Source organism: Mesorhizobium sp. B2-8-3, from assembly GCF_006440815.1.
Taxonomy (GTDB): domain Bacteria; phylum Pseudomonadota; class Alphaproteobacteria; order Rhizobiales; family Rhizobiaceae; genus Mesorhizobium.
Genome location: NZ_VFTW01000012.1, coordinates 109,717 through 134,395 on the forward strand (window position 1 = coordinate 109,717; position 24,679 = coordinate 134,395).

The 24,679-nt window shown below is 61.5% G+C and carries 24 protein-coding genes and 1 pseudogene; 14 read left to right on the forward strand and 11 right to left on the reverse strand.

The features are described 5' to 3' along the window. Positions 1 to 53: 53 nt before the first annotated feature. Both FJ418_RS18910 and FJ418_RS18915 read left to right on the forward strand, forming a co-directional pair. On the forward strand, positions 54 to 350 hold the full coding sequence (locus tag FJ418_RS18910) for a type II toxin-antitoxin system RelE/ParE family toxin (RefSeq protein ID WP_140784107.1): 297 nt from the start codon (positions 54 to 56) through the stop codon (positions 348 to 350). Between the two features lie 8 nt (positions 351 to 358). Then, on the forward strand, positions 359 to 667 hold the full coding sequence (locus FJ418_RS18915; RefSeq protein ID WP_140657469.1) for a HigA family addiction module antitoxin: 309 nt from the start codon (positions 359 to 361) through the stop codon (positions 665 to 667). Positions 668 to 692: 25 nt separating this feature from the next. Here FJ418_RS18915 and FJ418_RS18920 read toward each other — a convergent pair whose 3' ends face one another. After that, complete coding sequence (locus FJ418_RS18920) at positions 693 to 2,075, reverse strand: serine hydrolase (protein ID WP_140868105.1); 1,383 nt, start codon at positions 2,073 to 2,075, stop codon at positions 693 to 695. Positions 2,076 to 2,307: 232 nt separating this feature from the next. Between FJ418_RS18920 and FJ418_RS18925 the strand changes: the two genes are divergently transcribed. After that, complete coding sequence (locus FJ418_RS18925) at positions 2,308 to 3,099, forward strand: GH25 family lysozyme (RefSeq protein WP_140868108.1); 792 nt, start codon at positions 2,308 to 2,310, stop codon at positions 3,097 to 3,099. A 183-nt stretch (positions 3,100 to 3,282) separates the two neighbouring features. Beyond that, complete coding sequence (locus FJ418_RS18930) at positions 3,283 to 4,467, forward strand: lytic murein transglycosylase (RefSeq protein WP_140868111.1); 1,185 nt, start codon at positions 3,283 to 3,285, stop codon at positions 4,465 to 4,467. A 136-nt stretch (positions 4,468 to 4,603) separates the two neighbouring features. Here the strand turns inward: FJ418_RS18930 and FJ418_RS18935 are convergent, their stop codons facing one another. Further along, positions 4,604 to 5,824 (reverse strand): alanine racemase, encoded by a 1,221-nt coding sequence (locus FJ418_RS18935; RefSeq protein ID WP_140868113.1) that lies wholly within the window; start codon positions 5,822 to 5,824, stop codon positions 4,604 to 4,606. Positions 5,825 to 6,038: 214 nt separating this feature from the next. Between FJ418_RS18935 and FJ418_RS18940 the strand changes: the two genes are divergently transcribed. Continuing rightward, positions 6,039 to 6,959 carry a DMT family transporter gene (locus FJ418_RS18940; RefSeq protein WP_140868116.1) on the forward strand — a complete coding sequence of 307 codons (921 nt, stop codon included), beginning with the start codon at positions 6,039 to 6,041 and terminating at the stop codon, positions 6,957 to 6,959. Positions 6,960 to 7,329: 370 nt separating this feature from the next. Here the strand turns inward: FJ418_RS18940 and metF are convergent, their stop codons facing one another. Together metF and FJ418_RS18950 are read right to left on the reverse strand one after the other, a co-directional pair. Then, a complete protein-coding gene (metF, locus tag FJ418_RS18945) occupies positions 7,330 to 8,247 on the reverse strand; it encodes a methylenetetrahydrofolate reductase [NAD(P)H] (protein WP_140706404.1) in 918 nt (305 codons plus the stop codon). Further along, positions 8,247 to 9,254 (reverse strand): metalloregulator ArsR/SmtB family transcription factor, encoded by a 1,008-nt coding sequence (locus FJ418_RS18950; RefSeq protein ID WP_140784112.1) that lies wholly within the window; start codon positions 9,252 to 9,254, stop codon positions 8,247 to 8,249. Before FJ418_RS18950 ends, metF begins: the two co-directional genes overlap by 1 nt. A 140-nt stretch (positions 9,255 to 9,394) precedes the next feature. On the opposite strand from FJ418_RS18950, the gene tsaA reads away from it, so the two are divergent. The 3 genes and pseudogenes from tsaA (at position 9,395) to FJ418_RS18965 (ending at position 11,322) form a co-directional block, all read left to right on the forward strand. Next, positions 9,395 to 9,901: a tRNA (N6-threonylcarbamoyladenosine(37)-N6)-methyltransferase TrmO gene (gene tsaA / locus FJ418_RS18955; RefSeq protein ID WP_140868119.1), complete on the forward strand. Its 507-nt coding sequence runs from the start codon at positions 9,395 to 9,397 to the stop codon at positions 9,899 to 9,901. After that, a complete protein-coding gene (locus FJ418_RS18960) occupies positions 9,898 to 10,212 on the forward strand; it encodes a DUF2293 domain-containing protein (RefSeq protein WP_140647578.1) in 315 nt (104 codons plus the stop codon). The genes tsaA and FJ418_RS18960 overlap by 4 nt, the downstream gene beginning before the upstream one ends. Positions 10,213 to 10,480: 268 nt before the next feature. Further along, a pseudogene (locus FJ418_RS18965) lies at positions 10,481 to 11,322 on the forward strand (SDR family oxidoreductase). A 40-nt stretch (positions 11,323 to 11,362) separates the two neighbouring features. Here the strand turns inward: FJ418_RS18965 and FJ418_RS18970 are convergent. Beyond that, the gene (locus tag FJ418_RS18970) at positions 11,363 to 11,992 is read right to left on the reverse strand and encodes an MOSC domain-containing protein (protein WP_140868122.1); all 630 of its coding nucleotides are present in this window, start codon (positions 11,990 to 11,992) and stop codon (positions 11,363 to 11,365) included. Between the two features lie 181 nt (positions 11,993 to 12,173). Here FJ418_RS18970 and FJ418_RS18975 point away from each other — a divergent pair, with 181 nt between their 5' ends. Continuing rightward, a complete protein-coding gene (locus FJ418_RS18975) occupies positions 12,174 to 12,740 on the forward strand; it encodes an isoprenylcysteine carboxylmethyltransferase family protein (RefSeq protein ID WP_140647582.1) in 567 nt (188 codons plus the stop codon). A gap of 7 nt (positions 12,741 to 12,747) precedes the next feature. Here the strand turns inward: FJ418_RS18975 and FJ418_RS18980 are convergent, their stop codons facing one another. The 3 genes from FJ418_RS18980 to tam form a co-directional block, all read right to left on the reverse strand. Then, positions 12,748 to 13,869 carry a beta-ketoacyl-ACP synthase III gene (locus FJ418_RS18980; protein WP_140647583.1) on the reverse strand — a complete coding sequence of 374 codons (1,122 nt, stop codon included), beginning with the start codon at positions 13,867 to 13,869 and terminating at the stop codon, positions 12,748 to 12,750. Between the two features lie 186 nt (positions 13,870 to 14,055). Next, positions 14,056 to 14,391 (reverse strand): hypothetical protein, encoded by a 336-nt coding sequence (locus tag FJ418_RS18985; RefSeq protein ID WP_140657495.1) that lies wholly within the window; start codon positions 14,389 to 14,391, stop codon positions 14,056 to 14,058. 232 nt (positions 14,392 to 14,623) lie between these two features. Beyond that, positions 14,624 to 15,391 (reverse strand): trans-aconitate 2-methyltransferase, encoded by a 768-nt coding sequence (tam, locus tag FJ418_RS18990; RefSeq protein WP_140868125.1) that lies wholly within the window; start codon positions 15,389 to 15,391, stop codon positions 14,624 to 14,626. A gap of 197 nt (positions 15,392 to 15,588) precedes the next feature. Here tam and FJ418_RS18995 point away from each other — a divergent pair, with 197 nt between their 5' ends. Genes FJ418_RS18995 through FJ418_RS19005 form a run of 3 tightly spaced genes read left to right on the forward strand, consistent with a single transcriptional unit; the run spans position 15,589 to position 17,734 of the window. Next, complete coding sequence (locus FJ418_RS18995; protein WP_140868128.1) at positions 15,589 to 16,224, forward strand: MT-A70 family methyltransferase; 636 nt, start codon at positions 15,589 to 15,591, stop codon at positions 16,222 to 16,224. A gap of 7 nt (positions 16,225 to 16,231) precedes the next feature. Further along, positions 16,232 to 17,323, forward strand: coding sequence for a hypothetical protein (locus FJ418_RS19000; protein ID WP_140868131.1), 1,092 nt, complete (start codon positions 16,232 to 16,234; stop codon positions 17,321 to 17,323). Positions 17,324 to 17,326: 3 nt separating this feature from the next. After that, the gene (locus FJ418_RS19005) at positions 17,327 to 17,734 is read left to right on the forward strand and encodes a type II toxin-antitoxin system VapC family toxin (RefSeq protein ID WP_140868134.1); all 408 of its coding nucleotides are present in this window, start codon (positions 17,327 to 17,329) and stop codon (positions 17,732 to 17,734) included. Between the two features lie 217 nt (positions 17,735 to 17,951). Here FJ418_RS19005 and FJ418_RS19010 read toward each other — a convergent pair whose 3' ends face one another. After that, the gene (locus tag FJ418_RS19010) at positions 17,952 to 19,148 is read right to left on the reverse strand and encodes an AIPR family protein (RefSeq protein ID WP_140868137.1); all 1,197 of its coding nucleotides are present in this window, start codon (positions 19,146 to 19,148) and stop codon (positions 17,952 to 17,954) included. A 116-nt stretch (positions 19,149 to 19,264) separates the two neighbouring features. Beyond that, positions 19,265 to 20,914, reverse strand: a complete 1,650-nt coding sequence (gene ettA / locus FJ418_RS19015; RefSeq protein ID WP_140647586.1) for an energy-dependent translational throttle protein EttA — start codon at positions 20,912 to 20,914, stop codon at positions 19,265 to 19,267. Between the two features lie 264 nt (positions 20,915 to 21,178). Here ettA and FJ418_RS19020 point away from each other — a divergent pair, with 264 nt between their 5' ends. Further along, on the forward strand, positions 21,179 to 22,456 hold the full coding sequence (locus FJ418_RS19020) for a GGDEF domain-containing protein (protein ID WP_140868140.1): 1,278 nt from the start codon (positions 21,179 to 21,181) through the stop codon (positions 22,454 to 22,456). A gap of 31 nt (positions 22,457 to 22,487) precedes the next feature. On the opposite strand, the gene FJ418_RS19025 is transcribed toward FJ418_RS19020, so the two are convergent. After that, the gene (locus FJ418_RS19025) at positions 22,488 to 23,498 is read right to left on the reverse strand and encodes a ribonuclease (protein ID WP_140868143.1); all 1,011 of its coding nucleotides are present in this window, start codon (positions 23,496 to 23,498) and stop codon (positions 22,488 to 22,490) included. 247 nt (positions 23,499 to 23,745) lie between these two features. On the opposite strand from FJ418_RS19025, the gene FJ418_RS19030 reads away from it, so the two are divergent. Then, positions 23,746 to 24,678 carry an alpha/beta hydrolase gene (locus tag FJ418_RS19030; RefSeq protein ID WP_140647589.1) on the forward strand — a complete coding sequence of 311 codons (933 nt, stop codon included), beginning with the start codon at positions 23,746 to 23,748 and terminating at the stop codon, positions 24,676 to 24,678. The last annotated feature ends 1 nt before the right edge of the window (position 24,679 follow it).

The window sequence follows — 24,679 nt, forward strand, 5'->3', positions numbered from 1 at the left end:
AATTGCACCCATGACCCAAGGAGTGGTACACTGACCCTGCTTGGAAACATGTGATGATCGTTGGATTTAGAGATGGATGGCTGCGAGCCTTCTTCGTGGATGATACCCACTCCCGCAACATTCCGTCCGATCTCGAAAGCCGCTTGTTTCGCAAGCTCCAGATGATCGACGACGCTGCTACCGACCAGGATTTGCGAGTGCCGCCCAGCAACCACTTCGAAAAGCTGCGCGGCAATCTCGAAGGCTTTCATTCCATACGGGTCAACAAGCAATGGCGGTTGGTTTTCCGCTGGGATGGCGGCCGGGGTGAGGCGTCGGACATCTACTTGGACGACCACAGCTATAAGTGAGGTGAGACATGTTGATGACCGCACGCAAGCCCGCAACGGTTGGGGAAATCCTCACGGAAGAATTCATGCAGCCGCTCGGTCTGACGCAGGCCGCTTTGGCCGAGGCGATGGGAGTCCCGCGCAAGCATGTGAACGAATTGTGCAACGATCGCCGCAGCATTACCGCAGCGACCGCGCTCATTTTGGCGCGGGTGTTCGGCAACAGCCCGGATTTCTGGCTGAACGTCCAGCGCCGCAGCGATCTTTGGCAAGTCATGAACTCGCCTGACGAGCGGGCGCGCGTGGATCGCGCCAAACCTTTGCCGACCGCCGCATAGAGGCCGGCGATTGACCGCCACGCCTCTAATGGAGCGCTTTTGCGAGCGCCCCAACCATCGCTTGTGGACGATAACCGAACTTGCCCGGCGTCAATCCAAGCCGCACCACCACCAACTGCTCCGACGGAATGATGGTCACCGTCTGGCCGTCATGGCCCTCCATCCAATAGGTGTCCTTGGGCAGGCCTGCAGCGACGCCTGCGCCGGGATTTTCCTCATCGCCCGGGCCTTCGATCCAGACCTGGCCTTTGCCGTATACCTTTGAAGCCGGCGCGGGCTCGCGCATCCAGTCGACGAAACCGGGGGGCAGGATCTGGTTTCCGTTCCAGACGCCCCCTTGCAGCAGGAACTGGCCGAATCGCGCCCAGTCATGCGCCGTCGCGTAAAGATAGGACGAGCCCACGAAAGTCCCCTGCTCGTCGGTCTCGAGCACCGCGCTGTGCATGCCGAGCGGCTCGAATAGCGCCGTGCGCGGCCAGGCCAGCGCCTTGGCCTTGTCGCCGACCGCGTCCTGCCACAGGCGCGACAGCATCACCGCGGTGCCGCTCGAATAGGAAAACACCTTGCCGACCTCGCCGCTCAGCGGCTTGGTCTCGGCGAAGCCTGCCATGTCCGGCTCGAGATAGAGCATGCGCGTCACGTCGGCGACGTCGCCATAATCCTCGTTGAATTCGAGCCCGCTCGACATCGCCATCATGTCGGCAAGGCTGATGGCGGCTCGCCCATCGGCCTTCCACGGCGCGAACAGGCCGTTCTTGTCGACAGCCATCTTGCCGTCCTTGACCAGCGTGCCGACGATCGCGGCATTCACCGTCTTGGTCATCGACCAACCGAGCAGCGGCGTCTTGGCCGAAAAGCCCTCGCCATAACGCTCGGCGACGACACGCCCGTTTTTCACCACAACGATCGCTCGCATACCCGTGCCTGCCATGGCGGCATCGTCGACGATCTTCGCCACGTCCGGATTCTGGGAAGCGTCCACGCGCTCGCCATCGGGCCAAAGCGCGTCCGGCTGCGCCGGCGTGGAGGCCGCGGCGCGCAGCGACGTCTGCCTTGCCTTGCCGGTGTCACCATCGGGAAGCGACGCGCAGCCGACGCCGTCGCGCTCGACCGCGACGCTCTTGCCCAGAACCCAGAACAGGCCGGCCGAAACCAGCCCCCTCTCCTTGTCGACGGAGACCTTCATCAGCTTGAGCAGCGGATGGCCCGGCGCCTGCACGTCGACAGCCAGCACCTGCTTGGCGTCGCGGCCGGCGATGAACACGTTCGAGCACACGATCTTGGCCGAATAGCCGGAACCGACACGGATGAGTTCCGGCGGCGCGAAATAAAGCCAGGCAACGAGCGCGACCACGGCCAGGATCACAAGGCCAAACAGCCATTTGATGAACTTCACGACAGCCCGCATCATTTCCGCCCTTTGGAGTCTTCGGCTCGATTTATGTCATCGATTTGCCGCCATTGCTTCCGCAAAATCATCGGTGTTGTCGAGCGCCGTCAATGGATTATCAACCATGTTCGGCGATCAACGGACGAGCCGGATAGTCTCGTGGGGCGACAATCCGGAAGGGGCTTGCGCAAGCGACCACCACCAGTGAAGGACCCATCAGCGGCCGGCTGAACCCGGCTTGGGAAATGCCATGCGCCGTCTTGCGGCCATCCTGATGCTTACGCTGCTGGGCGCTTGCTCCACGGTGGACGATCTTTCGCCATTGTCGCCGTCTACGCAGACGGTGGCCGTGCGCGCGCCCAAATTCGAGGATTCAAAGCCGCATGAATGGGACAGCGGCGCGCCGTGGAATTACGCCATCCACGGCACGGATGTCTCCAAATACCAGACCTCGGTCGACTGGCCGATCGCCAGGGCCAGCGGCATCTCCTTCGCCTTCATCAAGGCGACGGAAGGCGGCGACCGCTTCGACGAATATTTCAACGAACACTGGTCGCGCACCAGGGCCGCCGGAGTTCCGCGCGCGGCCTATCATTTCTTCTATTTCTGCACGCCGGCCGAAACCCAGGCGCGCTGGTTCATCGCCAATGTCCCAAGGGACCCGTCGGCGATGCCGCCGGTGCTCGACATGGAGTGGAACCCGAAATCGCCGACCTGCAGGCTGCGCCCCGATCCGGCCACTGTGCGCAGCGAAATGACCGTCTTCCTGCAAATGGTCGAGCGCCATTACGGCAAGAAGCCGATCATCTACACCTCGCTCGACTTCTTCGACGACAACCAACTGGCGACATTCCGCGGCTATCCCTACTGGCTGCGCTCGGTCGCAGGCCATCCGCGCGAGAAATACGGCAGCCACCCCTTCACCTTCTGGCAGTACACCGGCACCGGCATCGTACCCGGCATGACCGGCAAATCCGACATCAACGTCTTCAACGGCTCGGAAGCCGCCTGGAAGAAGTGGCTGCGGCAGAACACCCGTTGACATCGGCCGCCCCGCCTGCTTTTCGACACGGCGGGCGGCGAAACATGCAACCGCTGGTAATCCGGAGCGGCGTATTCACGCGAGTGCCTGGCGCGGCTCCTGGGCTTTGAAATCCTCGCATGCGCCTGTCCGATCCCGTCCGGGGTCACGATGGGGCCATGCGCCGGTCTCGAGAGGAAAGCGATGCGATTGCGCGTTGAAATCCTGGCGGCGCTCTTTGTCGGCGCGCTTGCACTGCCCGCGGCGGCGCAGGAATGCGGCGGCGATTTCGAGACCTGGAAGCAGGGCGTGGCGGCCGAAGCCAAGGCCGCCGGCGTCGGCGCCGTCGGCCTCGACGCGCTGGAGGACGCCACCATCGACGAGCGGGCGCTGGCGCGCGACCGCGCCCAGGGCGTCTTCACCCAGACTTTCACCGAATTCTCCAACCGCATGATTTCGGCCTACCGCCTGAAGCAGGGCGCGGCCAATCTGAAGAAATATGCCGAGGTCTTCGACCGCGCCGACAAGGAGTTCGGCGTCCAGCCGGCCATCATCGCCGCCTTCTGGGGGCTGGAGACCGACTTCGGCGCCGTACAGGGCGACTTCCATACGCTGAATGCGCTGGTGACGCTCTCGCATGACTGCCGCCGCCCGCAGCTTTTCCGGCAGCAATTGGTGCCGCTGCTGACGCTTATCGACCGCGGCGTGCTGCCGGCTGACGTCAAGGGCGCCTGGGCCGGCGAGATCGGCCAGACGCAGATCCTGCCGACCGACTATCTGGCCGAGGGCGTCGATGGCGATGGCGACGGCAAGGTCGATCTCAGGGGCAGCGTGCCGGACGTCATCATGACGACCGCCAACAAGGTCATGTCGCGCGGCTGGAAGCGCGACCAGCCCTGGATCCAGGAAGTGCGCGTCCCCGACGACATGCCCTGGGATCAGACTGGCCGCACCAACAAGCTGCCGCTGTCGCAATGGGCGCAATGGGGCGTGACCAACCCGAACGGCACGCCGCTCGTCGACAACGGACTGAAAGCCGGCCTGGCGCTGCCGATGGGCCGCAAGGGGCCTGCCTTCCTGGCCTACGACAATTTCGACGTCTACCTGGAATGGAACCAGTCCTTCACCTACGCGCTGACCGCGGCCGTGCTTGCCACGCGCCTTGCCGGCGCACCGCAATTCGACCCGCGTATGCCCGAGCAAGGTCTGAGCGGCGACCAGATGAAGGCGCTGCAGACCAAGCTCGAGGCCAAGGGATATGACGTGGGCACCGTCGACGGCATCCTGGGCACCAACACGCGCGAAGCGGTCCGCAAGGAGCAGACGCGGCTCGGGTTGCCGGTCGATGGTTGGCCGACGCCGGAATTGCTGGCGAAATTGTGGGAATAGTGAATAGTGAATAGTGAATAGTGAATAGTGAATAGTGAATAGTGAATAGTGAATAGTGAATAGTAGGAAAATCACCCATATATGAGTGAGGTCAATCCGAATTACCACTCACTACTCACTACTCACTACTCACTATTCAATCCGCCATCGTCTCCAGGCTGGCAAAGCCTTGCGGCGCGTCGCCTTCGTCGAACGGCGTCGTCACCTCGACGAAAGTGTCTGGATAGAACCCATTGAAACGCGTCCTGAGCGACAGCGAGTAAGCGCCGATATGGCCGATCTCGATCCAGTCGCCGGTGTCGACCGTTTCCGGCAGCCAGAATGGTCGCGACAGAATGTCGACGGAATCGCAGGTCGCGCCGCAGACCTTGAACGGCACGATGGTGTTTTCGTCGCCATTGCGCGTGCGGATCGCCGGATCGGGGATGAAGCGGGCCGGCAGCGTGATCTTGCCGGTCCATGAATCCGACAGCGAGGCCCAGATGCCATCATTGATGTAGAGCCGCTTGCCCTTGCGCAACAGCACCCGCACGATCAGCGACAGGCAGCGCGCCACGATCACGCGGCCGGGCTCGGCCACCAGCGGCATCTGGTCGAACTGATACTCTTTCAGGTCGCCGGCAAGCCGCGACATCAATTGGCCGAGCGACGGCATCTCGACCTGCTTGCGATTGGGATCGTGGCCGTATTCGGCGGGAAAACCGCCGCCCACATCGAGCCCGGCAATGTCGAAGGTCAAGCGGTTGCGCACCCAGTCGGCCGAGGCGAGCGCCCGTTCATAGGTATCGGGATCCTCGATCTGGCTGCCGACATGGAAGCAGAGCCCCACCTTGTAGCCGGTGCGGTTCAGCCGCTCGGCAAGCTCGACCGCGTTGGCCGGCCCCGCGCCGAATTTTTTCGACAATTCGTAAGCCGCATGGCCCTTGGTCTGGATGCGCACGAAGACGGTGATGGCGCCCGGATCGATATCGAGCGCCCGCACAACGCGCGTCAGTTTGGTGATCTCGTCTTCATGGTCGAGCGAGATCACCCGGATGCCGTATTTCTCCAGCGCCAGCTTAATATCCGACTGCGCCTTGACCGGATGCATGTAGAGCATCTCGGCATCCGCCGAGACCGCGCGCACGGCGGCGAACTCGCCCGGCGAAGCGACGTCGAAAGTGCTGACGCCGGCCTCGACCAATGTCTTCAGCACGATCTGCTCGCCATTGGTCTTCACCGCATAAGCGGTCTTGCCGGGGAACATCCCCATGAACTGCAAGGCATCCGCCTTCAGCACCTGCGGGCGGAAACAGTAGACCGGGTCGTCCGGACGAAGCGCCAGTGCCGCCTCACGGGCATTTTCGAATCGCTGCATGGACGAATCCTCAGGTCTGGAGCGCGCACAATTAATCCTAGCTAGCTGCCAAAGAAAACAGTTCTGTGTCTCGCCATACCGCGCGGCCGGCCGCACTTTTTGCCAACGCTAAACCACCGGTCAGGTTTCGGGTGGCTCTTGCCGCCGAACCCGATAACGGTTGTTGAGATATCTGACGGGCTGAGATTGCGATTGGCGTCGGGAGGAACAGGACATGTCGATTACGGCCGGCGCCGCGCCGACGCGCGGACCGATGGCGCTCAAGGATTGGGCGCAGCTTCTCCTGCTCGGCGCGATCTGGGGCGGTTCGTTCTTCTTTGCCCGCATTGCAGTGTCGGAAATCCACCCGCTGGCGCTGGTGCTGTTCCGCGTCGCCATCGCCGCGGCAGCGCTTCATCTCTATCTGGCGATCCGCGGCCCTTCGTTCCGGCTCGCCTTCCCACGTCCCGGCCTGTTCTTCCTGCTGGCGCTCACCAACAATGTCGTGCCGTTCTCGCTGATTTTCGCCGGCCAGACGCAACTCGGCGCCGGCATCGCCTCGGTGCTCAATGCGACGACGCCGTTCTGGACGCTGATCCTGGCCAATGCGCTCACCACCGACGAGAAGCTGTCCTGGAACAAGCTGGCCGGCATCGCGCTCGGTGTCGCCGGCACCGCGGTCATGATCGGACCTGGCCTGCTTGCCGGGCTTGGCGGGCCGGTCTGGGCCAAGTTCGCATTGATCGGCGCTTCGCTCTCCTACGCCGTCGCCCTGATGATCGCGCGCCGCTTCAAGGGCGTGCCTTCGCCCGTCATCGCCACCGGGCAGTTGACCGCATCGACCATCATCATGATCCCCATCGTGCTGATTGCCTATGGTCCGGCGGGATTGTTCTCGGCCTCGCCACCCGTCTGGGCCGCGGTGCTGGGCCTGGCGCTGCTGTCCACCGCCTTTGCCTACATCCTCTATTTCAACCTCGTCGCCTCGGCCGGCGCCACCAATGCCTCGCTGGTGACGTTGATCGTGCCGGTCAGCGCGGTGCTGCTCGGCTTCCTGTTCCTCGGCGAGCGGCTGGCGCTGTTCGAGGTCGGTGGCATGACGCTGATCGGCCTCGGCCTCATCACCATCGATGGGCGATTGTTCGGCAAATGGTAGCGGTGTCATGCCACACCGCCGCCACAATTTATTCACAGGCCCGGAGCCGGCTTTTGCCGAAGAGTTTCAACGGCTAATGGCAAATCCCCGGTCGCAAATTCCACAATCATGTCGCATTGCAGCACGTTTTCCGCTTGCCTGTGGCACAAATGACCCTAGACTCCTGCCATAGCTCTGAAGAGGAGGCTATGACATGGGACTGACGAGGCCGATCAACGCTTTGATGATTTGTGCCGCATTCGCATTCATCGGTGCCCTTATCATAGGCGTTCTTCCCTGACCCGCCAAAGCCGGGAAGACCAGCACCGAGAATAGTCCAAACAGTTCGAAAAGGCCGGGTTCTACCCGGCCTTTTCCGTTTCCGCCGGGCTCAAGCCGCGGCCGAACCGGCCGCCTCAGCCTCATGCGAGCGGATGCCGATCATGTGGCATACGGCAAAGACGAGATCGGCGCGGTTCATCGTGTAGAAATGGAAATCGCCAACGCCGCGCTCGACAAGGTCGAGCACCTGTTCGGCCGCCACGGCCGAAGCCACCAGCGCATGCGTCTGCGGATCGTTCTCCAGCCCCTCGAAACGCTCGGCCAGCCAGGCCGGCACCAGCGCCCCGCAGCGCGACGAGAAATTGGCGACCTGGGTGAAATTGTGCACCGGCAGGATGCCCGGCACGATCGGGATGTAGATGCCGGCGCGCCGCGCCCGCTCGACATAGCGCTCGTAAAGGTCATTGTCGAAGAAGAACTGGGTGATCGCCCGCGTCGCGCCATTGTCGGCCTTGCGCTTCAGCATGTCGATGTCGGTGGCGAAATCCGGGCTTTCCGGATGCTTTTCCGGATAGGCGGAGACCGAGATGTCGAAATCGCCGACGCTCTTCAGCGCCCCGACCAGTTCGGCGCCATTGGCGTAGCCGTCGGGATGCGGACGGTAGCTTGTCCCCACACCTGCCGCCGGATCGCCGCGCAGCGCCACGAAGCGTTTGACGCCCATGTCGGCGAACTCGCGGATGACCGTGTCGACCTGATCGCGGGCGGCATCGACGCAGGTCATATGCGCCGCGGGCGTCAGCGACGTCTCGTTGAGGATGCGCTTGACCGTGCGCGCCGTGCGCGAGCGGGTCGAGCCGCCGGCGCCATAGGTCACCGAGACGAATTTCGGCTTGAGCGGCTCCAGCCTTGTGACCGTGTCCCAGAGCCTCGCTTCCATCTCGTCGGTTTTCGGCGGAAAGAATTCGAACGAAACCCGGACCTTGTCGCCGATGTCGGGACGGCGGGAAAAGCGGAACTGGTTCATCAGGCTGTTTCCCTCACTGGCAAGGAATCGTTGGATGGATCGGCGATCAGCAGCCGGCGGTCGCGGCCGAGCCAGAGCTTGACGGTGAGCCTTGCCTCGTTGCCGCCACGCGGCTCGAATTCCTGGCTGTCCTCGAGGTCGAGGCCGGCCTCCCCGAACCATTCCGAAATCTGCCGGTCGGAAAAGCCGAGCCGCATGTGAGCGTGCTGGTCGCGCAGGAATTCAAGCTCATGTGGCGCGAAGTCGACGACGATCAGTCGGCCCGATGGCCGCAGCAGCCTCGCCGCTTCGGCGATCGCGCGGGCCGGATCGTCGAGATAGTGCAGCACCTGGTGGATGGTGACGAGGTCGAAGGCGTTGCGCTCGACCGGCGGCGAGAAGATATCGCCCTGGCGCACCTGTGCATTGGCGATGCCGGCCTTGTCGAGATTGGCGCGCGCCACGGTCAGCATCTCGCGCGACATGTCGATGCCGACGCCGCGCCGGTAGAGCGGCGCGAAGATTTCGAGCAGCCGGCCGGTGCCGGTGCCGAGATCGAGCATCGACTGGAACGGCCGCTTGCCGACAAGCTTGATGAGCGCCGCTTCCACCGCCCGGTCCGGCACATGCAGCGAGCGGATGTGATCCCAGCTCGCGGCATTCTCGGAGAAATATTCGGCAGCCCGGTCCTGCCTTTTGCGCTTCACCGCCGCCAAACGCTCGAGATCGCGCACCACCTGCGGATCGGCCTCTCTTATGGCCGAGACCAGACGCTGTACGAAATCGCGCGAATTATCCGTATCGGTCAGCCTGAAGAAGGCCCAGGACCCTTCCTGGTAGCGGCCGATCAGCCCGGCATCGAGCAGCAGCTTCAGATGACGCGAGACCCGCGGCTGCGACTGTCCAAGGATCTCCGTGAGGTCGGAGACGGTAAGATCGCCGCGCGAAAGCAGCACCAGGATGCGCAGCCGGCTGGATTCGGCCGCCGCCTTCAATGTATCTACCATTGTGTCGAGCGAGACATGCATGAGCGGGTTCTCGTTGAAAGATATAAAGATATGTTTATGTCGATTTTGAAACCCTGGCAAGCGCTATGTCGCTTCCGGACAAGAAAATGGCGCAGCCGCGATTCGCGCCGGGCAAGCGGTTCTTCCGCGGGATGAACAGGATGTTTGAGACGCGCCAAGGCGAAACACTTCTTGCGGCCGACCCGGCGGAGCTGCGGCCGGACGGTCATGTCGTCTTCATCGGCCGCATTGTCTCGCCCTGGGCGGTCCGCGAGGAGTGCCCGAAGAACATGCGCGCCGCCCGCGAAACCAGGCGACCCGCGACAATCCTGATCGACCAGCCCTATCGCCCGGGGCTGCAAAACCTGGAACGCGCCAGCCACGTCGTCATCCTGTCCCGGCTCCATCACGCGCCGCGGAATCTGATTGTGCAGAAACCGCGCCACGCGACTGAAGCGAAAGGCGTTTTCTCGCTGCGTTCCCCTGCCCGGCCGAACCCTGTCGGCCTGCATGTGGCGAAGCTCGTCGCTTTCGACATCGAGGCCGGCCGGATCGAGATCGACGCCATCGATGTGCTCGACGGCACGCCGGTCATCGACATCAAGCCCTACTACGCCTCGACCGACGCGTTCCCCGAGGCGACCATCGCCGGGCGCGACGAGAAATGAGCGCCCCCACCGGCCGCCGCCGCGCCATCGCCAAGGCGCTGACCGCGCTTTTGCCGCTCGCCCCTTACGCCGACATGGAAAAGATCCGCGCCGACGCCGGTTCCGTGCACATGAAGAGCTTGCCGCCGACGATCGCGGTGTGGCTGGCCGCCATCGCCCATATCCGCCATGTCCACACCGATTACGAAAAGCTTCTGGCCGAAGGCTATGACCGGGATTCGGCGCGCTTCTTCGTCATCGAGCAGACCAATATGGTGCTGACCCGCTGGCGGGCAACGCGCCTGCTCGAGGAAGACGACGAGGACGAGTGAGGTCGGCACGATCACCGGACGTCTGATCGTGCTCTATCCCTGACCCTGCCGCCAAATAAATCCGGCAGCGCCTCTGGAAAAACGCCCAAGGCGCCGTACATGCAGCAAACGGAGCATCCTCCGTTTGCATCCGGAATACACCGTCACCACAGCAATTCCAGGAAAGCGCGTAGCGGTTTCCGCCCGGAATTACACAAAAACAACGACTTGGAGTGGCTCGGCGATCCTGAGAGGCGCTGCACCGCTCCAAGGGCAAGGATCACAGATCATGACTGATAAGGTTTGGTTCATCACCGGATCGTCGAAGGGTTTTGGCCGCGTCTGGGCCGAGGCCGCGCTCGCCCGCGGCGATCGCGTCGCCGCAACTGCGCGCGATGCCGGCACGCTCGCCGATCTCGTCGAGAAATATGGCGACAAGGTCGCTGCCATGAAGCTCGATGTCACCGACAAGCACGCCGTCGACGCCGCTGTTGCCGAGGCGCACAGGCGTTTCGGCCGGCTCGACGTGGTCGTCAACAATGCCGGTTACGGCCATTTCGGCGCCATCGAGGAGGTCACGGAGCAGGAGGCGCGCGACCAGATCGAGACCAACGTCTTCGGAGCGCTTTGGGTGACCCAGGCCGTGCTTCCCGTCATGCGGGCGCAACGCTCAGGCCACATCATCCAGATCTCCTCGATCGGCGGCGTCAACGCCTTTGCCTCGCTCGGCCTTTATCACGCCTCAAAATGGGCGCTGGAAGCCTTCAGCCAGTCGCTCAGCCTCGAGGTCGCCGGCTTCGGCATCCACGTCACCTTGTCGAGCCGGGCGGCTTCTCCACGGACTGGGCCGGGCCGTCGGCCAGGGTCTCCAAGCCGTTGGACGCCTATGAGCCGGTCCGCGCAGCGATGGCCGAGCGCCGCAGCCGTTCCGTCGCTGGCGATCCGCAAGCGACCGGCCCGGCGATGCTGGCGATCGTCGATGCCGCCGAGCCGCCGCTCAGGGTCTTCTTCGGCGACGGCGGACTGCCGATGATCCGGCAGGAATATGCCAACCGCATCGCCACTTGGGAGAAATGGGATCACGTCTCGGTAATGGCGCAGGGCGCCAACAAGAACCGCAAGGCGGCCTAACCGGGAACGCCGCGCCGCGAGAGCGGCGCGGCCTCTTTGTTCAGGCCTGATAGATCCACTGCTCGGGCACCCGGATGGAAATCTCTTCGCCAGCTCTTATGACGCCCGGCTTCTCGACCCAGGCGACAAGGCCGCGCAGCCGTTTCGCCTCCCTGGGAAAGAGCAGCGCGGTGGCATTGTGATCGGCGGCGCCGACATGCTCGGCGATCGACTGTCCGGCAACGCGGCAGGGCTTGTTCTGCCCGTCGACCTTGAGCGTCACCCCGCCCTTGAAGAACAGCAACGAGCCGGCCGGCAGCATCGAAAGCTGCGGCGCGCCTTCGACCAGGAGGTTGGCGCCGATCCACTCCGGCTTGATCTCATCGAGCCCCATGCGCTGGGCGACGATGGCAAGCTCGTCCGCCGCAACGAGCGACAATTGCCGCTCGTTGCGCATCTCGGTGCCGCGCGGGTACCAGGGCTCGCGTCCGCCGGAACGCCGCGTCGTTCCGCCATGGAAGTCGCCCGCGATACCGTCGAAACCGAGCCGCAACTCCTCGACCGCCCTCGTCTCGAAATGATCGTGCGGCGCGGCATAGAGCGCCGCTGCCTTTGCCGTCAGCTTGCGGCCCGGCACGATGTCGACCGCCGGTTCCGCTACGGGAAAAAGTTCCAGGTTGGTTTCCTGCATGCCGCTGGTCTAATGGTGCCGAAGAATGCGGTCCAGTCGAAAGCGCTGATGATCCGATCACGCCGCTTGATGGCGATCACGACCTTCTTACCGCAAATCCCCTTTCGTCGGGCGCTGCAGGCCGCAATGCTGCCGCGACGATTGCATAGACGGTCACGCGCGCAATCGGGAAGGTTCGATCATGCAGGTTGGACAAGCTGTCGCCGCACTCTGGCTGTTCTGGCTGGTGTCCTGGCTTCTTGCCGCCTCCTGGGCCGACCCCGCGCAAAAGCGCGCGGATCTCAAGTCGGAGGCACGCTACCGGGTCCTTTGGCTGGCCGGTACCGTTCTGCTGTTCGTGCCGGCGCACGGCTATGTCGGCCGGCTTCGGCTCTGGACGCCGACGCTCGCCGGAGCCTGGATCTGCGTTGCCCTGATCGCCATCGGCATCGCCTTCGCCTGGTGGGCACGGCTGCATCTCGGCCGGCTGTGGTCGGCCAACGTCACCGCCAAGGCCGATCATCGCGTCGTCGATACCGGCCCCTATGGCCTGGTCCGCCATCCGATCTATACCGGACTGCTGCTGTCCGTCCTCGCCACCATGGCGGTTAAGGGCACGGTCTGGGGCATTGCCGGCGCCGCCCTGCTGCTCGTCGGCGTCGTCGTCAAGGCGAGGCTGGAAGAGAGCTTCCTGCGCGGCGAGCTCGGCCCGGCCTATGACGATTACGCCAGGCGCGTGCCGATGCTGGTGCCTTTCGCACCCGCCTGATCGCCGGTTACAGCATTCTCAACAGCGCGCCGCCGATCGAATAGCCGGCGCCGAAGGCGCAGATCAGTCCGAAATCGCCGGCCTTCATGTCGGCATGGTTCTCCGACAGCGCCACGATGGCGCCGGCGCCGGCGGTGTTGCCAAGCCGCTCAAGCACCATCGGCGCGCGGTCATGGTCGACGTCGTGGCCGAAGGACAATTTCAGGATCATCGCATTCATGCGCGCATTGGCCTGGTGCAGCCAGAAGCGCCGGATGCCTTCCGGCGTCAGCCCGTGCTCGGCCAGGAATTCGACGATGAATTTCTGGCCGGCGACGGTGACTTCCTTGAACACCTTGTTGCCGACCTGCTTGATGAGGTTGCCTTCCAGGTTGATCATGTAGGGATCGTCCTGGGCCGTGCGCGTGTGGTAGCCGAGATTGGTGCGGATGTTGTTCGACATCTGCGTCCAGGTGCGCGTGTCGAGCACCTCGAAACGCCCCGGCCGCTTTTCGCCCTGCGCCAGTCCTTCGACGACCATGGCGACCGAGGCGTCGCCGAAGATGAAATGCGTCTGCCGGTCGCGGAAGTTGAGATGGCCGGTGATGATTTCGGGCGTCGACACCAGGATGCGCTTGTGTGCCCCCGCCCTCACCAGGTTGACGGCGACATGCAGCGCCGCCGCGGCGGAAGAGCAGCCAAGCCCCATGTCGAAGCCGGCGCCCTTGGTGCCAAGCGCCTCCTGCATCTCGATGGCGATGGCCGGATAGGGCCGCTGGTGATGCGAGGCCGAGCAGATCACCAGATCGATGTCGGACCCGTCGACCCCGGCATGGGCAAGCGCCTTCCTGGCCGAGGCGATGCCGAACTCCGCCTCCAATGACAGCGCGTCGTCCGGCCGTGCCGGAATGCGCGGCGACATGCGGGTCGGGTCGAGGATGCCCTCGCGCTCGACGACATGGCGGCTCCTCACGCCCGAGGCGTGGACGATGAAGTCGCTGTCCGATTTCTGCAAAAGCGGCTCGCCGGTGTCGGCGCGGCGCACATTCTCGGTGTCGACCCAGCTGTTGAAGCTTTCGACCAGCTCTTCATTGGTGATGACGGGTTCAGGGATTTCGGCGCCGATGCCGCTGATGATGACGCGATGCATGTCCAATCCGTCTAGAGCAATCCCAGGAAAAGTGGGAACCGGTTTTCCGTCCGGAATTGCGTTGAAACAAATGGCACGGGCCTTGCGGCTTTGATGTGGGCGCGGAAATGGCCCGGCGCAACCCTTGTCGCATTTGGCCGGTTTATGCCAGCTTAAACTCGTGACCCCACAAATCCGCGAGGGCGTTCACCAGGCGCAGACTTTGGTGTTGGTCTGCGGATTGTTCCAGCAGGCGCCGTCGTCGCGGCTGCGCACGAACTGCCCCGGCAGCGATCGGTTGCGGCTGCCGAACCTGGCATAGCCGAAGGCAAAGCCCGGCTGGTCGATTTCAAGCGTGATCGTGGGATAGCCTGGCGCCGAGACGCGGAAGCTGCCCTCGCCGTCCAAAGCCTTGTAGTTGCAGGGATAATAGCCGTCATCCGTGGTGAAGCAGCGTGCCGGCTTGGCCTCGGCTGCCGTTGAAAGAAGAACCACCGCAGCCACGCACACGCTGGTTGCGAGCGTCATCTTGCCCAGTGTCATCGCTTACCCCTACCCCGTGGACGAAGGACCATGGTCCACATCGATGAAATGCGCATGACGGCGCAAACCGGTCAAGGAGTGGGGCGAGCGAGGGGTGTTGAGATTCAGGTCAGGCCGAGTCGAAAATGGTGGCTTCCGAGAACCGGAACGGAGCGTACTTGAAGTACGTGAGCACCGGAAGCGGCAGGAAACCGCCATTTGCAGGCCGGCATCACCTGAATATCAACACACCCTATGCGCGTTTGGCGACGATGAATATCCGCGGGAAGCGCAGCAGCACCTTGCCGTTCGCCTTCTTTGGATAGGCCTTGGCGATCTTGGCGGTATAGCTGTCGAGGAACAGCTTCTTCTCATCCGCGTCGAGCGGATCGAGGAAGGGCTTCAGGCCGGTTGCCTTGACCCATTCGACGATCGCCTCGGCATCGGCCAGCGGATGGTTGTAGATGGTGTGCCAGATATCGAGACGGTCGGCGAGCGGCGACAGAAGATCGTAATAGAAGGACACCGGTGGCAGCGGGGAGCGCGCGGCGCCCTTGAGCTTGGCCGCAAACGGCGCTTCCGCCGCGGTCTCGCGCATCAGCCGGTGTGAGGCTTCGCCGAGATTGTCCGGCATCTGAACGGCCAGGGCGCCGCCCGGCGCCAGAAGCCCCATCAGCCGCTGGAACACCGCCGGATGTTCCGGCAGCCACTGGAAGACGGCGTTGGCGAAGATGACGTCGACGGGATGCTCGGGCTGCCATCCGGCGGCGTCCGCCAGATCGAAATTGACATTCGGCAGCCGCGCCCGCGCCTTCTCGATCATGTCGGGCGAGGTGTCGAAGCCGCTGACCTGAGCATCCGGCCAGCGCTCAACCAGGAGCTCTGTGGAGTTGCCCGGCCCGCAGCCGATATCGACGACGCGGCGCGGAAAATCGACCGGCACCTGCGCCACGAGGTCGCGCACAGGCCGCGTGCGCTCATCCTCGAACTTCAGATATTGGGCGGCGGACCAGTCAGCCATTCGTCTATTCCTAACTGCTCTCACCGAAACCAGACAGCAAGGCGAACCACGCCTTTGTTTCAGCAAACCTCGACATGGTTAACGAAAAGTCCATTGTTGATACGCGAGAGTTCGCTGCGACATAGGTGCAGAATCGTGTCAAATTGACAAGCGGGTTTGTTCCTGATTTGTTCACATTACGTTCGGAGAATCACGTCATGAATGCAGAACCCACTGATCCCAGCATCGACCTTCTTCGAAAGCTTGACGGAAAGACGTTTAGGACCATCCTCGCCGATCCACCCTGGCGATTTATAAATCGTACCGGAAAAGTGGCACCAGAGCATCGCCGGCTTTCTCGCTACGAGACGATGACGACCGACGAGATCTGCAAACTGCCCGTTAAAGGCATTACCAAGGAAACTGCCCATCTGTACCTTTGGGTTCCGAATGCTCTCCTCCCGGACGGCTTGAAGGTGATGCAGGCTTGGGGATTCGAATACAAGTCGAACATCGTGTGGCATAAAATTAGGAAAGATGGTGGCTCTGACGGTCGGGGCGTAGGATTCTACTTTCGCAATGTCACCGAGCTCTTGCTGTTTGGTGTACGTGGAAAGAATGCAAGGACTGAGGCGCCAGGGCGTAGCCAAATTAACTACCTATCCTCTCGCAAGCGTGAACACTCACGTAAACCTGACGAACAATACGATCTTATAGAAAGCTGCTCAAAAGGCCCCTATCTTGAACTCTTTGCTCGCGGCACTCGACCAAATTGGGCCTATTGGGGCAATCAGGCTGACGAAAGCTATCGCCCAACGTGGGCAACATACGCATATAATTCTGCGCATCGGTAGGTGATGGATGGCTGACCCGAGGGAGGAATGGCGACCCGGCAGCTTCACGAAGAATTTCAGTTGGGGGCCAAAGAACGAGGGGCTTCGTGAACTTCATGAAACAATTCGTATTGGATTCGACGGGCGCGCAGAAAATACGACTCGAGCGGCGTTTCGAGAGCGTGTAGATAAAATAGGCCGCCCGGACTATATCCCTCTCAACTTTTTTCTTTTGAATAAGTTAGTAAACGGCATCGATTACATCATCGCGGACGAGTTGGTTTTTAACGCAATTAATTTTGAACACAATCGAGATTTTGACAAGCTCGCCATCTTCGCATTCAATTTCAGCTATGTTGGAGCCTGGAAGGGTGCGCTGTCCTACCAGCGACAGCCCGCCCTGTGGGCTCGCGCCTATATCGCAGATCGTGTAGCCGGAGAATTCAACTGGGACACTTCCAGAATAAACGCTAACGATATCCAAAATTTTGTATCAAACGACAAGAGATATACAGGAAAGACTACCAGAAAACTCTCGACCAATTTGAACTATCTGTATTCAATATCTGGGATTGAATCATTCAAGGCGAAGCGAGTAGAGCGCTGGTGGGTTGACGCCCTTTTCCTTGCCATGGACAGAACCATAGCGAGCAGAGCCGACCAAGGCAGGCCTATCAATCAGTCCCAATACGCGGACTATCTAACCGGCTCTTATTTCCATACACTAAGTGGACGACGGAGTCTTGAGAAGGACCTAGCCGCGCGGCATCTGATTACTTTGTACGTGGCCTGCGGAGGTCACGACCGATTTTCAGAGGAAGCTGTAACCGCGCTTCATACTGTGACGTTACCCGATATTGCACAGGAGATTTCCAATCGTAAGACACCCACGATAGCGATTCATCCAAGTAACGTTAGGATCGCAAAATCAATTCCTAGAGTATGCGCCATGCTTGCTCGATACGCTGGCTTTTTTACCATCGATGCTGACAGCTTCGAGGATTTTGACGTTGACCAATTTATTAGAGGGAACCTCCAAGAAGCAATCCAGAAACTTTCGAGCAAAGGCATACAACCTAATTTGTCCGCTGACGAATTGATGCGCCTGATGCGAGGCTAACCAATGACCACCTTTATTGACACAAGCATTCTTGTTTATTTAACAAAGCCAGACGCACAAGAGCACGAGGAAGCTAAGGCCCTCTTTGCAGAATGCAAGAAAAATGGGCCAATAGTATTGTCAGATATAGTTTATAGCGAATTCTCTTCGGCTATGAAATCTGTTGATCATACAAATGAAACCATCGCTGATTTCAGCTTAGAGCGTATCGGATTCACGGACGACGTGCTCTTTCGCGCGGGAAAAGCCTTTCGCCAATACAGAGAAAAGAACAATGGCCCAAAATTAAACGTCCTTCCGGACTTTATAATAGGCGCACAGGTGGAAGCAGAGGAAGCCACTCTGCTAACCAATAACAAGAAGGATTTTCTCGGCTATTTTCCAAATATTAACATTGTATCGATAAAGTAATCTGCCGCGTAAGCCGGTTGTTTGTTGGGCGGGTGCGAGGCCGCGGCTTCCGCGCTGAGGTGGCGCGGCTGTCCCTTTCGTATTGCTCGCAATTGCCTTTGGTCCATTCGCAGCCGGATTCCCCGCTGCCGGCTGGTGAATGCCTAGCGCCGGTGCTTGCGGTGGCACCAAGAAGAGGGCAACGCCTCAACGGCGTTGTCCTCAGCGTGTTGCGCGCTTACTCCTGTTGCTGGAGGACAGCTGCAATCGTGTCAGTGTAGATGCTCAAAGCATCATATGCTTGTTCGCTGCGACCCATAAGCGCAACTTCGCGATTCACGGTATCAGACCGGAATTGTTGGACGGCACGACGGATGATTTCGCTCTCCTTGAAGAGGCTTGGCTTTTCCAGCACCCAAGCCCCGTTTTTTTCCTTCACGAAGGCACTTAGCGCCGACATGATTGGAAATAGAATTCCCGGAGCAACCCAATTCACCTTCCGGGTAGTCTTGTCGCGCCGTACCGGCCGCCCTCCGTGCGGCTTGTCGCTCTTCTTGCCGTACTCGTGAAGTCGCTGGTCATTCCAGCCATCATGCTGTTCCCAATGGCGATATTCGGCAATCGCGATAGGTGCCATCGCAACCGTGAAATCGTAGCGCTTTTTTGCTTCCGCATCCGTGTTTGCATCCTGTGCCCAACTACTGAAATCCGCCAAACACTTTCCACCCTGTTTGTACGGAACATTTCGAGCAGCCGCTGCTCCAATCAATTTTGCGGGCATGAGCAGTCGCGTCCATTGCAAAACCGCCTGAGTGTTGAGAACGTGAGGACCAATTTCGTCCGTCTCGCTCATTTGAAGCGTTTCACCAGGAAGTGCTTTCTCGATTGCTTCCTTAAGATCCTTCAAATAGCCACGGGCGCCCGCCTGCGAGACACTTTTAACGGACGTGGCCGTATTGCGCGCGATTGCGATCTCTACAATCTGCTCATGGAGCGGCTCCATGATAATCTCGGCGCGCACCATGAATTCTGCCGCTTCGCCGTCCTCAGCTGCAAAATAACGTTTCAGCTCGCCCTGCGTCTGAGCACCATTGATGATACTCGCATTTGCCAGACGCGCGATCTTCTTGTTGTCGTCGATCTCGCAGGCAGTGCAAGTAATGGTTATGCCGGAGTTACGATTGATGAATCGATCGGGAAGCTCTTGGATCGTATTCTCAATCTGCTTGTGGACGGAGTTCCGCTTCGACGGTTTGTGTTCCGCGATATAGGAACGCAAATTGTCCTGCGTTCCTAGCACGAGAATGTCGCGCGCATTGACGTTAGCAAACCAAGTTTGCACGCCATTCGCCTTCTCGTCGGGCGAGGTCAAATTTCGGATAACACTGTATGGGAGATCGAACGCACCACCATCGGTGCCATGACCAGTGGTCATTGCATAGTCCTTTCATCTTTTGCTCTGCGCATCCCTTCGGTGCACAACTGCGCACGAAGCTCACAGAAGCAAAAGAAAAGTAGGCTAGCGACGATCTAAGTTCAAGCGCAAAGTTCCTACCGTGTCAGCCGCTTGTGCGTCATGCGGTGCGGGGCCGCCGCTTCGGCGCCCAGGCGCCGCAGCTTGTCCTTCTCATACTCCTCGAAATTGCCTTCGAACCATTCGACATGCGCGTTGCCCTCGAAGGCCAGCATGTGGGTGGCCATACGATCAAGGAACATGCGATCGTGGCTGATGATGACGGCGCAACCGGCATAGGCCTCCAGCGCGTCTTCCAGCGCACCCAGCGTTTCGGTGTCGAGGTCGTTGGTCGGCTCGTCGAGCAGCAGAACATTGCCGCCGCCTTTCAGCATCTTGGCCAGATGCACGCGGTTGCGCTGGCCGCCCGACAGGTTGCCGACCTTCTGCTGTTGGTCGCCGCCACGGAAGTTGAACGACGAGCAATAGGCGCGGCTGTTGATCTCGTGCTTGCCGAGCTTGATGATTTCGGCGCCGCCGGAAATTTCTTCCCATACGGTTTTGCTGCCATCGAGCGCGTCGCGGCTCTGGTCGACATAGCCGAGCTTGACCGTCTCGCCGATGCGCACGGTGCCCGCATCCGGCTTTTCCTGACCGGTGAAGGTCTTGAACAGCGTCGTCTTGCCGGCGCCGTTCGGGCCGATGACGCCGACGATGCCGCCCGGCGGCAGCCTGAACGACAGGTTCTCGATCAAAAGCTCGTCGCCGAAGCCCTTGTTGAGGCCTTCGACCTCGATGACGACGTTGCCCAGGCGCTCGCTCGACGGAATGACGATCTGCGTGTCGGTCGGCTTGCGGTTCTGCGACTGCTCGACCAACTCCTCATAGGCCTTGATACGCGCCTTGGACTTGGTCTGACGCGCCTTGGGCGAGGACTGGATCCACTCGCGCTCGCGCCAGATCGACTTTTGGCGGGCGTCGTCCTCGCGGCCTTCCTGGATCAGGCGCTTGGCCTTGGCATCGAGATATTTGGTGTAGTTGCCCTCGTAGGGAATGCCGCGGCCGCGATCGAGCTCGAGGATCCAGCCGGTCACGTTGTCCAGGAAGTAGCGGTCGTGGGTGATGATCAGCACCGAGCCCGGATAATCGCGCAGGTGCTTTTCCAGCCACGCCGTGGTCTCGGCGTCGAGATGGTTGGTCGGTTCGTCGAGCAGCAGCAGATCCGGCTGGCGCAACAGAAGCTGGCAAAGCGCGACGCGGCGGCGCTCGCCGCCTGAAAGGTTCGTCACCTCGGAATCGCCTGGCGGGCACTGCAGCGCGTCCATCGCCATCTCGACCTGCTGCTCGAGGTCCCACAGGTTCAGGCGATCCATCTCGTCCTGGAGCTTGGCCGACTCATCGGCCGTCTCGTCGGAATAGTTCATCATCAGTTCGTTGTAGCGCTCGATGATGGCCGTCTTCCTGGCGACGCCTTCCATGACGTTTTCCATCACGGTCTTGTTTGGATCGAGTTGCGGCTCCTGAGGGAGATAGCCGACGGTTGCGCCCTCTGCCAGCCACGCCTCGCCCTGGAACTCCTTGTCGAGCCCGGCCATGATGCGCAGGATCGTCGACTTGCCCGAGCCGTTGGGGCCGAGAATGCCGATCTTGGCGTCCGGATAGAAGGACAGGTGAACGTTATCGAGCACCTTCTTGGTGCCATAGGCCTTCGACAGGCCTGACATGTGATAGATGAACTGGCGAGCCACGCGCGCTTTCCCTGGAAACTGAAGTGTCAAGGTGAATGGGGGTTGCGCGCTATGTAGGCGATGAAGCGACGAACGGCAATCGCTTTCGGCACGCCGGCGGCCAAACGGTGCGCATTCGCCGGTTTGCGCTCCCGACTTCGCCCCCAGCTTTTCGCCGCCGCCAGCCATAGCGTGAAATCAGTGGTTAACCATTCGCCTTCAAAACGCTAATAGGTTGGGAAATCGCGGCCGTGCCGCGGTTTCGGGGAAGATCGGATCGACGACGTGCTGAACGGTGTCCTGCTCCTTGCCGAAGCGGTTCTGTATTTCGGCGCCATGGTCACGCTTTTCCGCTTCCGGCGCCGCATTGGCCTTGGCGTGTTCATCTGCGCGCTCGGCGTCATGCATTTCCTCGAGACCTATCTCGCCAGCGTCTTCTATGTCGCGCTGCCTTTTGGCCTGGTCTCGCCAGGTTCAGCCGTGCTGTTTTCCGGCAAGCTGGTCATGCTGCTTCTGCTCTACATGAAGGAGGATGCCGCGACAGTCCGCCAGCCGATCTACGGCCTTTTGCTCGGCAACGCCTTGATGATCGGCCTGGTGCTGATCCTGCGCCTGCACGCCGTTTCGCCGCTTCCCGACGGCAGAATGCCCAACATCGGCTTCATCGACGAGATGGGCTGGCTGATGGTGTGGGGCACGTCGTTGCTGTTCGTCGACGCCATCCTGATCATCCTGCTCTACGAGAAGCTCGGCGCCTATCTGCGCGCGAGGCCGTTCTTGCGCATCCTCGCATCGGTCGCCTGCGTGCTCACCTTCGATCAGGCCGGCTTCTTCACCGCGCTGCATTTCGTCGCCGGCGCGCCGGTCGAGGTCTTCTTCGGCGGCTGGTTGGCCAAGATGGGCGCCGCACTTGCCTATAGCGGCATGCTCGTCGCCTATCTCAAATGGGTCGAGGACAGCGACATCGCCGTTCCGCGCGGCCTCTCCGACATCTTCGACACGCTCACCTATCGCGAGCGCTATGAAGCGCTGATCAAATATGTCGGCCGCGACGGCCTCACCGGCCTGCTGCATCGGGGCAGTTTCGACGCCGACGGCGAGTCCGCCGTGTCGGCCGCCATCAGAATCGGCAAGCCGCTCAGCCTGCTCATCGTCGACGTCGACCATTTCAAGTCGATCAACGACCGCTTCGGCCATGCCGAGGGCGACAAGGTGCTGAAATCGATGGCTGTGCTGCTGGCCGAGACCGTCGGCGGCAACGATCAGGTGTTCCGGATCGGGGGCGAGGAGTTCGCCGTGCTGACGCAACAGTCGCACGCGCCCGCCAGGCTGCTCGGCGAGACAATCAGGAACGCCACCAAGACATCGGCGCACACCACCCGCTTCAACATTACCGTGAGTGCCGGCGTCTCCACCGTCGGCGAGACGACGCGCTGCCTCGCCGACATCTTCGCGCTGGCCGACCAGCGCCTCTACAAGGCCAAGCTGAGCGGCCGCGACCGCGTGGTCGGCGAGCCCGGCAGCGAGGCGATCATCCTGCAGGCGGCCCCAAGGTCGGCCTGACCAAGATCGGCCTGGACCCGGGAATTCCCGCCTACTGGAATCCGATCGCGTCGACCGCGCCCTTCGGGCAACCGGCCTTGGCTGTCGGCGCGGAAGCCATCAAGAGATCGGTGAGCTTGCTGTCGGGACCGACCGGGCCGGACAGGCCGAGCGTGATCTCGCCGATCAGGCGCCGCCCACTCGACGGGTCGACCAGGCAGGACACGCGCACGCGGTCGCCTGCGCCGGGACCGAAGGCTTCGTTGAAGGCGCCGCGGATCTGGTCCGAGGTCAATTGCTTGCCGATGTTCTTGTTGAAGAGGTCGCGCACCGGCGAGGCGTTCACCGCCCGCATCAGGTTGAGCGCGTCGGAGAAATAGTCCTGCTGGCTCTTGCCGTAGCAAGTACCATGCTTGATCCATTCGTGGCGCTCGAGCTTGGAAGCCGTGCCCGGCATCACCTGGTCGAGCTCGGCACGCGTCTTTGCGTCGAGGTCGACCGGTGGCAGGTCTGCCCAATGCGACGGATTGTCATTGGCCTTGTCGCTCGCCGAGACCTGGCAATAGAAATTGCCGTTCGGCTGCGGCCACAGCCCATGCAGCGTGAAATGCGAGGCATCGAACTCGCCCGGGTTCTGCGCCTTGCATTCGGGCTTGCTTGCCTTGGTTTCGCAGAAAGCCGGCTGCCAGCTCAGCGCAAAGACATATTCGGGTTTTCCGGAGGCGGACGATGATGGCTTGGTCTGGCCGGAAGGCGCCGGCGTGACCGACGCGCCGCCGCCGGTGACATGGCCGCAACTGATCTTCACCCAGCGCCGCTCGGGATCGGCACCCGGCACCTGGATGAGGTAGTGCGTGGGCTCGTCCTTGTTGCCGGCAAGCAACTCGTAGCTCTTGCCGGCCTCGGTCGAGACATTGCCGGGGTTCTTGCCACTCTTGATGGCCTGCGTCGCCGGACAGGCGCTGTCGGCCACGAAGGTGCCGCTCATCTTCACGTCGGCATGCGCCACCCCGACACCGGCGAAAGCCAGCACCATCGAACCCCACAACGCCCAAACCCGCATCCCGTTCTCCCGGCGATCATTGAACCGTATTGGATTCGTCACACTAGAACAGCCGACGTGTCAGAATTGCGATCTTTTTCGTCGCGCGAAAAAACTATCCCCAGCTGAGCGCTTGCAATCCGCGCGCCCGCAAGCTGCCCGATCGCCTTGGCGATGTGACGGATTGCCGACGTAGCATCTCGGCAAGCGCGCTCATCCTCTTGACGCCGGCAAACGCCTCGCCCAACAGTCGCCGAGGGAGCGAGACATGCCATTCGACAAGCAGATGAGGCTGGCTTCACCGACCGGGGCCGAGCTCAACCTTTATGTGAAAGAAGCCGCCGGAAATCCCCGCGCCGTGGTCCAGATCAACCATGGCCTGGCCGAACATGCGGCGCGTTACGCCCGCTTTGCCGATTTCCTGGGGCCGCGCGGATTCCACGTCTATGCCCACGACCATCGTGGCCATGGCGCGACGAAGGCTCCCGGCGCGCCGCTCGGCAAATTCGCCGACGGCGACGGCATCGCCAAGGTGATCGCCGACGTCGATGCCGTTCACGACCTGATCGCGGCCGAGCATCCGGGATTGCCGGTCATCATCTTCGGCCATTCGCTCGGCGCCTCGGTCGCGCTGAACTTCGTCCTGCGCCACTCCGAGCGTGTCCATGCCGCCGCGATCTGGAACGGCAATTTCTCGCAAGGCCTGCTCGGGCAATTGGCGCTGCTCATCCTCGGCTGGGAGCGGATGCGGCTGGGTTCCGACGTGCCGTCTCGCCTTTTGCCCAAGCTCACGTTCCAGGCCTGGGGCAAGGCGGTGCCCGACCACCGGACCTTGTTCGACTGGCTGTCGCGCGACCCGGTCGAGGTCGACAAATATGTCGCCGACCCGCTCTGCGGCTGGGATGCGTCGGTCTCGATGTGGCGCGATGTGGTCGACATGGCGGTTCATGGCGGCAAGGACCAGAGCTTTGCCGGCGTCCGGCGCGATCTCTTCGTCAACCTTGTCGGCGGCGAGAAAGACCCCGCGTCGGACTACGGCAAGGCCGTCAATCACCTGGCAAAGCGCATGCGGGCATTGGGCTTTTCGAATCTGGTTTCAAAGGTTTATCCGGAAACCCGCCATGAAAGCCTGAACGAGATCAACCGCGACTCCGTCATGAATGATTTCGCCGCTTGGGCCGACGGCGTGCTGAAATCCTGAT

Bases quoted from the DNA above. Each gene is read 5' to 3' on its own strand.
- FJ418_RS18910 (WP_140784107.1), top strand. From the start codon at position 54: ATGATCGTTGGATTTAGAGATGGATGGCTGCGAGCCTTCTTCGTGGAT.
- FJ418_RS18915 (WP_140657469.1), top strand. From the start codon at position 359: ATGTTGATGACCGCACGCAAGCCCGCAACGGTTGGGGAAATCCTCACG.
- FJ418_RS18920 (WP_140868105.1), bottom strand. From the start codon at position 2,075: ATGCGGGCTGTCGTGAAGTTCATCAAATGGCTGTTTGGCCTTGTGATC.
- FJ418_RS18925 (WP_140868108.1), top strand. From the start codon at position 2,308: ATGCGCCGTCTTGCGGCCATCCTGATGCTTACGCTGCTGGGCGCTTGC.
- FJ418_RS18930 (WP_140868111.1), top strand. From the start codon at position 3,283: ATGCGATTGCGCGTTGAAATCCTGGCGGCGCTCTTTGTCGGCGCGCTT.
- FJ418_RS18935 (WP_140868113.1), bottom strand. From the start codon at position 5,824: ATGCAGCGATTCGAAAATGCCCGTGAGGCGGCACTGGCGCTTCGTCCG.
- FJ418_RS18940 (WP_140868116.1), top strand. From the start codon at position 6,039: ATGTCGATTACGGCCGGCGCCGCGCCGACGCGCGGACCGATGGCGCTC.
- metF (WP_140706404.1), bottom strand. From the start codon at position 8,247: ATGAACCAGTTCCGCTTTTCCCGCCGTCCCGACATCGGCGACAAGGTC.
- FJ418_RS18950 (WP_140784112.1), bottom strand. From the start codon at position 9,254: ATGCATGTCTCGCTCGACACAATGGTAGATACATTGAAGGCGGCGGCC.
- tsaA (WP_140868119.1), top strand. From the start codon at position 9,395: ATGTTTGAGACGCGCCAAGGCGAAACACTTCTTGCGGCCGACCCGGCG.
- FJ418_RS18960 (WP_140647578.1), top strand. From the start codon at position 9,898: ATGAGCGCCCCCACCGGCCGCCGCCGCGCCATCGCCAAGGCGCTGACC.
- FJ418_RS18970 (WP_140868122.1), bottom strand. From the start codon at position 11,992: ATGCAGGAAACCAACCTGGAACTTTTTCCCGTAGCGGAACCGGCGGTC.
- FJ418_RS18975 (WP_140647582.1), top strand. From the start codon at position 12,174: ATGCAGGTTGGACAAGCTGTCGCCGCACTCTGGCTGTTCTGGCTGGTG.
- FJ418_RS18980 (WP_140647583.1), bottom strand. From the start codon at position 13,869: ATGCATCGCGTCATCATCAGCGGCATCGGCGCCGAAATCCCTGAACCC.
- FJ418_RS18985 (WP_140657495.1), bottom strand. From the start codon at position 14,391: ATGACACTGGGCAAGATGACGCTCGCAACCAGCGTGTGCGTGGCTGCG.
- tam (WP_140868125.1), bottom strand. From the start codon at position 15,391: ATGGCTGACTGGTCCGCCGCCCAATATCTGAAGTTCGAGGATGAGCGC.
- FJ418_RS18995 (WP_140868128.1), top strand. From the start codon at position 15,589: ATGAATGCAGAACCCACTGATCCCAGCATCGACCTTCTTCGAAAGCTT.
- FJ418_RS19000 (WP_140868131.1), top strand. From the start codon at position 16,232: ATGGCTGACCCGAGGGAGGAATGGCGACCCGGCAGCTTCACGAAGAAT.
- FJ418_RS19005 (WP_140868134.1), top strand. From the start codon at position 17,327: ATGACCACCTTTATTGACACAAGCATTCTTGTTTATTTAACAAAGCCA.
- FJ418_RS19010 (WP_140868137.1), bottom strand. From the start codon at position 19,148: ATGACCACTGGTCATGGCACCGATGGTGGTGCGTTCGATCTCCCATAC.
- FJ418_RS19025 (WP_140868143.1), bottom strand. From the start codon at position 23,498: ATGCGGGTTTGGGCGTTGTGGGGTTCGATGGTGCTGGCTTTCGCCGGT.
- FJ418_RS19030 (WP_140647589.1), top strand. From the start codon at position 23,746: ATGCCATTCGACAAGCAGATGAGGCTGGCTTCACCGACCGGGGCCGAG.